The organism is Pseudomonas sp. DrBHI1 (assembly GCF_002205115.1).
In the GTDB taxonomy this organism is placed as follows: Bacteria; Pseudomonadota; Gammaproteobacteria; order Pseudomonadales; family Pseudomonadaceae; genus Aquipseudomonas; species Aquipseudomonas mosselii.
This window is the reverse complement of record NZ_NIBE01000061.1, coordinates 122,520-133,643: the sequence shown is the minus strand read 5'-3', so window position 1 is coordinate 133,643 and position 11,124 is coordinate 122,520. Positions and strand designations below refer to the sequence as shown.

Here is an 11,124-nt window from a genome sequence, read left to right as displayed (position 1 = left end):
TGACGGGCATCCATGCCCGTCACCTCCCTACGCAAGAACTCCACTCGGCCTCCTGAAGTCGCAATTGGTGTTGCCTGATCTACCGCGCGCTTAAAAGCAAACAGCAAACAGCAAACAGCAACAACAAGAGCGAACAACAAGAGCGAACAACAAGAGCGAACAACAAGAGCAAGTTACTCGTATCTCACTCGTCGGTCTCTCCAGGACTTTCATGAATTGTTGACGATCTTTTCACACGGTCCCCTTTAGCGTCGCCTGCCAACCGATCCGGCAGGCAACCGCGCTCTGAGGCACACGTGTCCCGTACAACTCCCCCCGCTAGAAAATCCATCGACTGGCCCGGCCTCGGCTGGCTCCTGCTGTTCTTTTGGTACTTCTCCGGCATCACCCAGGCCCTGCTGTTGTTCAGCGGCACCACCGGCTTCGCCGGCTTCCGTGACGCCCTGTTCCTCAGCAGCCTGTGGCTGGCACCGGTTCTGCTGCTACCCCGCCTGACCCGCCCCCTTGCCGCCCTGATCGGGCTGGTATTGTGGGCCAGCTCGCTGGTCGGCCTGAGCTATTTCGGCATCTACCGCCAGGAGTTCTCGCAAAGCGTCATCTTCGTGATGTTCGAGTCCAACACCGCCGAGGCCGGGGAATACTTCAGCCAATACTTCAGCGTCTGGCTATGCCTGGGGCTGCTGCTCTACAGCGCGATCGCCGTGCTGCTGTGGCGGCGCATCCGCCCGGTCACCCTGCCGCTTTACAGCCGCCTGCCGGTGGTCGCCGTGTTACTGACAGCAACCCTGGGTTACCCGTTCTACAAGCAGATGGTCTCCCAACAACGCAGCTTCGCCGACGCCCGGGAAAAGGTCGAACAGCGCATGGCGGCCGCGGTACCTTGGCAACTGGTGGTCGGCTACCGGCAATACCGCCAGCAACTGGACAACATGCAGGCCCTGCTGGAGCAGAACGCCGCCCTGCCGCCACTGCAGAACCTCAAGGATGCCAGCGGCGACGCGCCACGCACCCTGGTGCTGGTACTGGGTGAGTCCACCACTCGCGAGCACATGCACCTGTACGGCTACAACCGCGACACCACACCGAATCTCGACACCCTGGCCGCCAGCGACAAGGGCCTCACCGTGTTCCGCAACGTCGTTTCGCCACGCCCGTACACCATCGAAGTGATGCAGCAAATCCTGACGTTCGGCGACGAACAGCATCCTGATCGCTTCCTCACCGACCCGTCGCTGATCAATTTGATGAAACAGGCCGGCTACAAGACCTTCTGGATCACCAACCAGCAGACGATGACCAAGCGCAACACCATGCTCACCACCTTCTCCCAGCAGACGGACATGCCGGTCTACCTGAACAACCAGCGCAACCAGAACGCCAGCCAATACGACAGCGTGGTCCTGGCGCCTTTCGAAAAGGCCCTGCAGGACCCGGCCGGCAAGAAGCTGATCATCGTCCACCTGCTCGGCACGCACATGGATTACCGCTACCGCTATCCGGCCGGCTTCGACCACTTCAAGGACCACACCGGCGCGCCGGCGGCGCTGTCCCCCGACCAGCTACAGACCTACAACTTCTATGACAACGCCGTACGCTACAACGACTTCGTCGTGTCCGACCTGATCAAGCGCTATTCGGCCAGCACACCGAACGGCTTCCTGCTGTACCTCTCCGACCATGGCGAGGATGTCTACAGCTCAGGCAATCATGATCGCCTTGGCCGCAACGAAGCCGACCCAACCCGGCCGATGTACACCATCCCCTTCCTGCTCTGGACCTCACCCAGCTGGCAGGCGGCGCACCCGCGCGACCTGCAGTCGATGGCCAACCGCCCTTACAGCAGCGCACACTTGATCCACACCCTGTCCGACCTGGCGGGCCTGAGCTACGACCGCTACGAGCCGGCCATGAGCCTGGTCAACGAAGCGTTCACCGCCAGCCCACGCTGGATCGGCGACCCGTATGCGAAAAACGGGCTGCATGAATTCGACAAACTGCCCGGCGCCCGAACGAAACAGGAGCAGCGGACCGCCAGCAGCGACACGGTTCGCCCTGACGAAGGCTGACGACTCGGGCACGGCCTACCATTCATCCCCACCCCTTCACTTGAAGGGATACCTTTCGAAAACCGATATCTGGTCCCCCAGGTATCGGTTTTTTGTTGCATCGATGATGAATAATTTTCCGCCATATTGTTTCGTACATTTCCTGAGAATTACAAAATGACAATATCGCGCTCCAGAATGACGGACTCGTGCCTCAGTAATCATGGGAAACTCAGATGAATACGGACAAACATCACCTTTCGCATAGGATCAAAACGACGAAATTAAACATTCCAAAAGGGAATGATGTAGCAACTAATTGTCGTTTGTTGAGAACGCCTTTCAACGCCAATACTGATTTCAATCAAAGCAATCGCAACTGCCACGGCATTGGAGAAGCCGTCAGCCGACCGGCGCCCAGCCCGCGCCCGTCACCTGCAACTGGAAGTGGTCAGATCACAACAAAAACAACAACTCACCCGAATGCAGATCCAATAGGTTGCCCATGACCCATTCGAACAACAATGCAAACTTGACTGCCGCAACCCCGCCTTCCGGACACCTCAAACGCACCCTCACCAGCCGCCACCTGAACATGATCGCCATCGGCGGCTCCATCGGCACCGGCCTGTTCGTCTCCTCCGGTGCCACCATCGCCCAGTCAGGCCCCGGCGGCGCGCTGCTGGCCTTCGCGGTAATCGGCCTGATGGTCTACTTCCTGATGACCAGCCTCGGTGAAATGGCCGCGTGCATGCCGGTCAGCGGCTCGTTCTCCACCTATGCCTCGCGCTACGTGGAAGAAAGCTTCGGTTTCGCCCTGGGCTGGAACTACTGGTACTCCTGGGCCGTGACCATCGCCGTGGACCTGGTGGCCGTGCAGATCATCATGCTCTACTGGTTCCCGGACACCCCCGGGGTGATCTGGAGCGCGGCCTTCCTGGTGCTGCTGTTCGCCCTCAACGTCGCCTCGGTGCGCTTTTTCGGCGAGGCGGAGTTCTGGTTCGCCCTGATCAAGGTCATCACCATCATCATCTTCATCGCCGTGGGCGTGCTGATGCTGCTGGGCATCCTCGAAGGCGGCCAGGACGGCGGCGCCCACCTCTGGCAGATCGGCGACGCGCCCGTTGCCGGCGGCCTGCCGGCGCTGATCGGCGTGGCGATGATCGTCGGCTTCTCGTTCCAGGGCACCGAATTCGTAGGCATCGCCGCCGGCGAAACGGAAAACCCGGGGCGCAATATTCCCAAGGCCGTGCGTCAGATCTTCTGGCGCATCCTGCTGTTCTACGTGCTCACCATCGTCGTGATCGGCCTGCTGATCCCCTACACCGACCCACGGCTGCTCAAGGACGGCCTGTCGGACGTCACCATCAGCCCGTTCACCCTGATCTTCGCCAAGGCCGACATGCTCGCCGCCGCCGCCGTGATGAACGCAGTGATCCTGACCTCGGTGCTGTCCGCCGGCAACTCGGGCATGTATGCCTCCTCACGCATGCTCTACAGCCTGGCGCTGGAGCGCAAGGCGCCGGCCATCTTCGCCCGGGTAACCCGCAGCGGCACGCCGGTCTGGGCGCTGCTGGCCACCGCCGCAGTCGCCGGCCTGTGCCTGCTGAGCTTCCTGTTCAGCCCTGGCAAGCTCTACCTGTGGCTGCTCAACACCTCCGGCATGCTCGGCTTCATCGCCTGGCTGGGCATCGCGATCAGCCACTACCGTTTCCGCCGCGGCTACCTGTTCCATGGCCACGACCTGGCGAAACTGCCGTATGTCTCGAAGTACTTCCCGTTCGGCCCGCTGTTCGCCTTCGGCCTGTGCATGGTGGTGATGCTCGGGCAGAACTACCAGGCGTTCATCGGCGGGCAGATCGACTGGATCGGTGCCTTCGCCACCTATGTCGGCCTGGTGCTGTTCGTGGTGGTCTGGTTCGGCCACAAGCTGGTCACAGGCTCCAGGGTGGTGCGCTACAGGGAAATGGACTTCTCCAGCATCGAGATGCGCAAGGCCGAACGTAGCAAAGCAGAGCCTTCCGGCAACGCGGTCGCGGCCAGTCAGCAGCCCGCCTGAAAACTCCATTGGCGGACCCGCCCCGGTCCGCCCATCACTGCTCCGGGACCCTGATGAACAGCACCTTCGACTCTTACTACGAAGCCACCGCCAGCAGAACCCTCTACCCTGACCAGAGTGGGCGCACCGATACCCGCGTGTGCATACTCGGTGGCGGCCTGGCCGGCCTGTCGACCGCGATAGGGCTTGCCGAGCGCGGGGTGAGCGATGTGACGATCCTCGAGTCGCAACGCATTGGCCATGGTGCATCGGGACGCAACGGCGGCTTCGTCTTCGGCGGCTACAGCCTTGGCAACGCCGACCTGCTATCGGCGCTGGGCGCCAACGAGGCACGCAAGCTGTATCGACTGACACTCGACGCCGTCGACCTGATCCGCGAACGCACCCGCCGCTACACCATCGACTGCGACCTGGTCGACCAGGGCGTGATCCTCGCCAACTGGTTCAACGACCCGTTGCGCCTTGAGAAACCACGCCAGCTGATGAAGCAGGCCTATGGCGTCGACTGGCAATACATCGCCCCCGGCGAACTGAAGGAACAGCTCAGGACCGAGCGCTATTACGGCGGATTGCTGGAGCGCAACGCATTCCACTTCCACCCGCTCAAGTACGTCTGCGGCATCGCCCAGGCTACCGCCCAGGCCGGGGTGACGATCTACGAGCAGTCGCCGGTGACCGGCATCGAGAAGAAGGCAGGCGGCTACATCGTGCGCACCGGCCAGGGCGAAGTCCATGCCGAGGAAGTGGTGTTCAGCGCAGGAGGCTATGCCCGTGGCATCTACGCCCCGATCGAACGCGCCGTGCTGCCGATCGCCACCTACGTGGTAACCACCCCGCCATTGGGCGCGCGCTTGCCGGACGTCATCGACTGCCAGTCGGCCATCTACGACACACGCTTCGCCTTCGATTACTACCGCCCACTGAAAGACACCCGAATCCTCTGGGGCGGACGCATATCCATCCTCGATCGCGGGCCACAGGCCATCGCCAAGCTGCTCAAGGCCGACCTGGTGAGCGTCTATCCGCAACTCGAGGACGTGGCGCTGGAATACGCCTGGGGCGGCCTGATGAGCTACGGACGCCACCAGATGGCGCAGATCGGCCAGGACGCCAACGGCATCTGGCACGCCGTCGGCTTCGGCGGCCACGGCATGGCACCGACCACGGTCGCCGGCGAAGTCCTGGCGGACGCCATCGCCCGTCGCCTGCCAATCCCGAGTGGTTTCAGCCGGTTCGGCCTCGAACGCACCTTTGGCCTGGCCGGCCTGGTGGCAGCTCAGGCCACCTACACCGCCTACCAGGCACGCGATGCCTTCGATGCTCGGCGGCTGAACCGTTGACGCCGGTATTCCATTGATGGCATGCCGATCATGCGCATCGGGGTAACCCAAGCGCGTACAGCGGCGAGAAGGTCACGGCGCCCATCAGCCCAAGCGCACTACCGCGTGCTTGACCTTGTCGAGCAACTCCGACATTTTGAATGGCTTCACCAGCATTTCCATCCCTGTCCCCAGGAACGCCTGGCGGTCCAGCGCCGCATCGGCGTACCCGGTCATGAACAGCACCGGCAACCCTGGTCGATGCAACCGTGCGATGTCAGCCAGCTCTCGCCCACTCATGGTCGGTAGTCCGACATCGGTCAACAGCAGGTCGATGCTCTCCTCCTGCTGCAGGTATTGCAACGCCTCATCGATGGTCGACGCCAAGGTGCATCGGTACCCGGCCTCGCCCAGCGCCTCGGCCACCGACAGTCGGACCGAGGCCATGTCCTCGACGATCAACACGTGCTCGCCATTGCCCTGCTGGTCATTCTCGACCTCGCGGTCCAGGCTGACCGCCGCCTCGTCGCTGGCCGGCAGCAACAGCGTCACCTCGGTGCCCTTGCCAACCACACTGCGCAGCTCCACATGGCCACCCGACTGGCGGGCGAAACCGTAGATGGTCGACAAGCCCAGGCCAGTGCCCTGGCCGAGAGGCTTGGTGGTAAAGAACGGATCGAAGACCTTGTCGAGCAACTCGGCCTCGATTCCACTGCCGTTGTCGCGCACGGTCACGGCCACGTAGGCGCCATCGGCGAGGTTGGCGTCGCCGTGGCACCAGGCCGCCGAAGTGTTGACCCAGATTTGCCCGCCCTTGGGCAGCGCATCGCGGGCGTTGATGACCAGGTTTAGCACCGCGCTTTCCAGTTGCACCGGATCGACCAGGGCGATGGCCGGCAGGGTGGACAGCTCCAGGGTGAGGGTGACTCGCTCACCGATCGTGCGGGTCACCAGTTCCTCCAGCGAGCGTATGTGCTGGTTGACGTCCACCGGACGGGTGTCGAGCGGTTGCTGGCGGGCAAAGGCCAGCAGCCGCTGGGTGAGCACGGCGGCGCTGTTGGCCGAGCTCAGCGCCACCTCGGCATACTTCGGCACCTTTTCCACACGGTTTTCCGCCACTCGTTTGCGGATCAGCTCAAGGCTGGTGATGATGCCGGTCAGCAGGTTGTTGAAATCGTGGGCGATGCCACCGGTGAGGCTGCCCAAGGCATCCATTTTCTGCAACTGCAACAGTTGCGCCTCGGTGCGCACGCGCTCGGCCACTTCCCTGGCCAACTGGCTGTTGGCATCTTCCAGGCGTGCCAGGTGCGAGCGCTCGCGGTGACGGTGTTCGGTGATGTCCTCGACGAACACCAGACACAGGCCAGGCGCCTGGTACGGCGACAGTTGCCACTCGGTGTCGCGCGGTTGCCCCTGCAGGCGCATGCCCAGCGTGCCTTTCCAGCGCTCCCCCGCCGCGAGGTGCTGGCGCAACTCCTCGAGCGCCTTGACCTGGCCTTCGGCGAAGCACTCGTGCAGACACAGCGGGTCGCGGTTGTCCTGCACCAGGTGGGCGAAGGCGTGGTTGCATTCGTGCACCTTCAAGTCGCCATCGAGCACGGCGATGGGGGCGGACACACCCCGGAAGATTTCCTGGAACCGCGCTTCGCTCTGGCGCAAGGCCCGCTCGGTGTCGCGCACTCGCAGCAGGGTGCGCAGGGTGGCGAGCAGCACGTCCGGGTCCACCGGGTGGATCAGATAAGCATCGGCACCGGCGTTCAGGCCAGTAATGATATCGCCGCTCTGGATCGATGCCGCCGACACGTGGATCACCGGCAACAGCGCCGTGCGACTGTCCTCGCGCAGCAACCGGACAATGTCGAAACCGCTCATGTCCGGGAGGTTGACGTCGAGAATCAGCGCATCCACTTGCTCGTCACGAATCAGCGCCAGCCCCTCCCCGCCGGTGCCCGCTTCGAGCACTTCGTAGCCGTGCGCGCCGAGGCGGCGGCGCAGGGCGTAACGGGTGGCGACGTTGTCATCGACGATGAGCAGGCGCAGGTCAGGTTTCATCCACACTCTCCTGGGCCAACGCCAGCGGAATGATCACGAAGAAAGTGGAACCGACCCCTGGCTCGCTGTGCACGCCTACCTCCCCGCCCAGCAGCGTGACGAAACGCTTGCATAACGACAGCCCCAGGCCGGTGCCACGCAGGCGTTTCTGCAAGGGTGAATCGAGCTGTGCGAAATCCTCGAACAACGTGCCCAGCAGCTCCGAGGCAATGCCAATGCCTGTATCGCTGACGGCGAAGCGGATGTGCTGCGCATCGACGAGTTGCGCCGACACTCGCACTTCACCGCGGGTAGTGAACTTCAAGGCATTGGAGATGAAGTTGCGCAGGATCTGCGCAAGCTTCTTGTCGTCGGTATAAAGGCGCGGCAGGCCCACCGGCTCTTCGAAAATCAGGTCGACCGCCGTGGCGTCGACGATCGGCCGAAACATCCCGCGCAGCGCCGCGAACAGGTCGAACATATCGAACCAGGCCGGCGAGATGGTGATGCGCCCGGCCTCGATCTTGGCGAGGTCGAGGAGGTCGTCGACCATGTCCGACAACTCACGGGTCGCATTACTGACAAATGCAACCTGGCGGTGCTGCTCTTCCGACAGCGGCCCGTCCAGCTCGTCGGCCAGCAGGCTGGTGATGCTCAGTATCGAGCCCAGCGGGGTGCGGAACTCATGACTCATGTACGACAGAAAGCGACTTTTAAGGTCGGACGCCTGGCGCAAGTGCTCAGCCTGGATGTCCAGCTCGGCATACAAGGCCAGCACGCCTTGATTGGTTTCTTCGAGCTCGGCGCGCAGGGCCTCGTTTTCGGCCTGCAGCCGCGCGAACTGCTCGGCGTCTCGCATGGTAGGCTCAGCCATGGTCTGGCTCCAGGTCGATCACCAGCACCGTCACATCGTCCCGCCCCCGGCAGAAATCCCGATGCAGCACGGCAGCAATCACCGCCGGGTGGCGATGCACCAACCCAGGGTAGTCTTGTAGATTCCAGCGCGACTGCAGGCCGTCGCTGTAGAGGATCAGCAGGTTGCCCGTCACGTCAGCGTAGTCGAAGACCTGGGCTTTGCGGTATTGCCCGCCGACGATACCTGGAAGCGAGGGCATGCCGCGCATGCGGGTCGGCGCCACCAGACTAGCGCCGATGTTGCCGATGCCAGAGAAGGCCATATGGCCGCTGTGCTGATCGTGCTGTGCGATGGCAACCGCGCCGCCCCGGGTGCTGCACATCGCCAAGTGCAGCCGCTCGATCAGCAAAAGTGGGTCGAGAAAGGCATCCTCGGCGAATGCCGCTGCCGCGCTCTGGGCCGCCTCCTCGGCATCCGGGCCATGCCCCAGGCCGTCGACCAGCAAGGCGCTGAGACGCCCGTGGGTGAGCGCGACGTGCCAGGTGTCGCCGCAAGCCGGGTCGTCATGCAGCGCGTGATGGCTGACGCCGATGCGCAGGTCACGACTCTCGGCAGCGCGTTGGTACACGCGGGCCATGATTACCGAGCCGCGGGCGTCGGTGTGCATGTCGAACACCTTGGCCATACGTGCCACCGCGCCCAGGCCGATGCCCTGTGTACCACCGGTGGAGTAGCCATCGACGAGGCATGTCTGGGCATCGAACCCTTGGGCCCGGTCCACTGCCAGCAACTCGATGCCCAGGCCGTTGGCACCGGGCACGCTGCGCAAGTGCAATGCACCCGCTCCGGCGTGCTTGAGTACGTTGCTGGCCAGCTCGGTAGCCAGCAACGCCACACGGCCGGCGTCCTCGCTGTCGAAGCCTTGTTGCTCGGCCAGGCGCTGTGCGGTGCGCCGGGCGTGGCCGATCTGGGTGCCCTCTTCCAAGGGCAAGACCTGCGTCCTGCTGGCAAAAATATTCATATCCATCGCGTGATCGTCACCCGCGTGCCCTCGCCTGGCACGCTGTCGAGCTCGAACTCGTCCACCAGACGGCGAGCGCCGGTCAGGCCCAGGCCCAGGCCATTGCCGGAGGTCCAGCCATCGGTCAGGGCCAGCTTCAGGTCGGCGATACCCGGCCCTTCGTCACGGAACAACAAGCGCACTCCGGTGCGGCCCGCTTCCTCGAGCACCTGCCAATCCATGTCGCCCCCGCCGCCATAGATCACGGTGTTGCGCGCCAGCTCGCTGACAGCGGTGACCAGCTTGGTCAGGTCCACGAGGCGCATGCCGCAATCGCTGGCCAGTTTGCGCGCCAACTGCCGGGCCAGTACCACGTCCTGCTCGATGCGTACCGGCAGGCTGCCACTGTGCTCGCCGCTCATGGGTGCCTCACGTGCTGGCTGAGCCGCTGCATGCCTCGCTCCACATCCAGTGCCGTGCTCACCCCAGGCAGGGTCAAGCCCAGTTCCACCAGGGTAATGGCCACGGCCGGCTGCATGCCCACCACCATCACCTGGGCATCCATCAGCCGCGACAGGCTGGCGATGTCAGCGATCATCCGGCCAATGAACGAGTCGACCATGTCCAGCGCCGAGATGTCGAGCAACACGCCTCTGGCGGAGGTGGCGCTGATGCGGTCGGTAAGGTCGTCTTGCAAGCACATGGCCAGCTTGTCATGCATGTCGACCTGGATGGTCACGAGCAGAAACTCGCCCATCCGCAGAATCGGGATACGGTCCATGGGCTCAGGCCTGCTCGCCCAGGTTCACACCCAGGCGCTTGAGCGCGAGCTTCAGCGCATCAGCGAGGTTAGCCTTGGTAGTCAGGGTGCCCAGGTCCAACCCCAGGTGCACGATGGTCTGCGCGATCTGCGGGCGCACCCCGCTGATGATGCAGTCGGCGCCCATCAGCCGGATGGCGGTGACGGTCTTGAGCAGATGCTGGGCGACCAGGGTATCGACAGTCGGCACACCGGTGATGTCGATGATGGCGATTTCCGAGCCGGTGTCGACGATACGTTGCAACAACGACTCCATCACCGTCTGGCTACGCTGCGAATCGAGCGTGCCGATCAGCGGCAGGGCCAGCACGCCATCCCACAGCTTGACCACCGGAGTGGACAACTCCAGCAGCTCTTCCTGCTGGCGCTTGATAACCGCTTCGCGGGTCTTTTGATAGGTGCGGATGGTGTGCATCCCTAAAGTGTCGACCAGCTCGGAGATCAACCACAATTGCTCGGCCAAGCGAGCCGGGTCGTCGCTGAAATGCGTTTGCAGCAGGCTGAACAGCGGCCCCTTGAGGGCGAAGATGAAATACACCGCCTGGTGCGAGTCGTGCCCCAGTTGGGCGCGGCTGGCCGAGAGTTTTTCCAGGAACCGGCGGGTTTCATCCCAGTCGCTGATGGCGATGTCATTGCCACTGCCTGTCTGCAAGACATCGACCAGCAGTTGCAGGAAATCGCGGGTTTCCTGCAACAGGGTCTGTTCCTTGATATTGCGGGTAGCGCCATTGGCCTCAAGCGCTGCCGTCCATTGCTCCAACAACTGCGCCTGGTTGTGCTTGATGGCTTCCAATGTGCTGCCGTGCAGTGCTGCCATGTGTGTTCGCTCCTATGCGGTTAGGCCGGCATCCCCATGAACAGCCGACCTGCAAAGAATGACATTTAGCGCTGCAAATAGTTGTAGAGTTTGAAAAGATAATTGCAATGAGCCACCGCGCCATGGCTCCTGGCTTGGGGCAGAGGGAAAGTGAGTGAGGAACGGGTTCCGCGGCAA

The 11,124-nt window shown here is 63.1% G+C and carries 10 protein-coding genes; 4 read left to right on the top strand and 6 right to left on the bottom strand.

The features are described 5' to 3' along the window. Nucleotides 1-296: 296 nt before the first annotated feature. The 4 genes from CC207_RS14170 (at nt 297) to CC207_RS14160 (ending at nt 5,444) form a co-directional block, all read left to right on the top strand. Nucleotides 297-2,066, top strand: coding sequence for a phosphoethanolamine transferase CptA (locus CC207_RS14170; RefSeq protein ID WP_088852278.1), 1,770 nt, complete (start codon nt 297-299; stop codon nt 2,064-2,066). 215 nt (nt 2,067-2,281) lie between these two features. Further along, the gene (locus CC207_RS26775; protein ID WP_139121060.1) at nt 2,282-2,554 is read left to right on the top strand and encodes a hypothetical protein; all 273 of its coding nucleotides are present in this window, start codon (nt 2,282-2,284) and stop codon (nt 2,552-2,554) included. Further along, nucleotides 2,551-4,104, top strand: a complete 1,554-nt coding sequence (locus tag CC207_RS14165; RefSeq protein WP_088852277.1) for an amino acid permease — start codon at nt 2,551-2,553, stop codon at nt 4,102-4,104. The genes CC207_RS26775 and CC207_RS14165 overlap by 4 nt, the downstream gene beginning before the upstream one ends. 53 nt (nt 4,105-4,157) lie before the next feature. Beyond that, entirely contained in the window at nt 4,158-5,444 is a 1,287-nt protein-coding gene (locus CC207_RS14160; protein WP_088852276.1) for an FAD-binding oxidoreductase, read from the top strand. Nucleotides 5,445-5,528: 84 nt separating this feature from the next. Here the strand turns inward: CC207_RS14160 and CC207_RS14155 are convergent, their stop codons facing one another. Genes CC207_RS14155 through CC207_RS14130 form a run of 6 tightly spaced genes read right to left on the bottom strand, consistent with a single transcriptional unit; the run spans nt 5,529 to nt 10,947 of the window. Continuing rightward, a complete protein-coding gene (locus CC207_RS14155; RefSeq protein WP_088852275.1) occupies nt 5,529-7,475 on the bottom strand; it encodes a response regulator in 1,947 nt (648 codons plus the stop codon). Next, a complete protein-coding gene (locus tag CC207_RS14150) occupies nt 7,465-8,328 on the bottom strand; it encodes a sensor histidine kinase KdpD (protein WP_069016688.1) in 864 nt (287 codons plus the stop codon). Before CC207_RS14150 ends, CC207_RS14155 begins: the two co-directional genes overlap by 11 nt. Further along, a complete protein-coding gene (locus CC207_RS14145; protein WP_088852274.1) occupies nt 8,321-9,331 on the bottom strand; it encodes an ATP-binding protein in 1,011 nt (336 codons plus the stop codon). The genes CC207_RS14150 and CC207_RS14145 overlap by 8 nt, the downstream gene beginning before the upstream one ends. After that, entirely contained in the window at nt 9,328-9,732 is a 405-nt protein-coding gene (locus tag CC207_RS14140; RefSeq protein ID WP_028692980.1) for an anti-sigma regulatory factor, read from the bottom strand. Before CC207_RS14140 ends, CC207_RS14145 begins: the two co-directional genes overlap by 4 nt. Further along, entirely contained in the window at nt 9,729-10,091 is a 363-nt protein-coding gene (locus tag CC207_RS14135) for an STAS domain-containing protein (RefSeq protein ID WP_028692979.1), read from the bottom strand. Before CC207_RS14135 ends, CC207_RS14140 begins: the two co-directional genes overlap by 4 nt. A gap of 4 nt (nt 10,092-10,095) precedes the next feature. After that, nucleotides 10,096-10,947: an STAS domain-containing protein gene (locus CC207_RS14130; protein ID WP_062361232.1), complete on the bottom strand. Its 852-nt coding sequence runs from the start codon at nt 10,945-10,947 to the stop codon at nt 10,096-10,098. Nucleotides 10,948-11,124: the final 177 nt, after the last annotated feature.

Coding starts and splice junctions, on each gene's coding strand:
- CC207_RS14130 (WP_062361232.1), bottom strand. CDS start 10,947: ATGGCAGCACTGCACGGCAGCACATTGGAAGCCATCAAGCACAACCAG.
- CC207_RS14165 (WP_088852277.1), top strand. CDS start 2,551: ATGACCCATTCGAACAACAATGCAAACTTGACTGCCGCAACCCCGCCT.
- CC207_RS14135 (WP_028692979.1), bottom strand. CDS start 10,091: ATGGACCGTATCCCGATTCTGCGGATGGGCGAGTTTCTGCTCGTGACC.
- CC207_RS14160 (WP_088852276.1), top strand. CDS start 4,158: ATGAACAGCACCTTCGACTCTTACTACGAAGCCACCGCCAGCAGAACC.
- CC207_RS14145 (WP_088852274.1), bottom strand. CDS start 9,331: ATGAATATTTTTGCCAGCAGGACGCAGGTCTTGCCCTTGGAAGAGGGC.
- CC207_RS26775 (WP_139121060.1), top strand. CDS start 2,282: ATGAATACGGACAAACATCACCTTTCGCATAGGATCAAAACGACGAAA.
- CC207_RS14150 (WP_069016688.1), bottom strand. CDS start 8,328: ATGGCTGAGCCTACCATGCGAGACGCCGAGCAGTTCGCGCGGCTGCAG.
- CC207_RS14155 (WP_088852275.1), bottom strand. CDS start 7,475: ATGAAACCTGACCTGCGCCTGCTCATCGTCGATGACAACGTCGCCACC.
- CC207_RS14140 (WP_028692980.1), bottom strand. CDS start 9,732: ATGAGCGGCGAGCACAGTGGCAGCCTGCCGGTACGCATCGAGCAGGAC.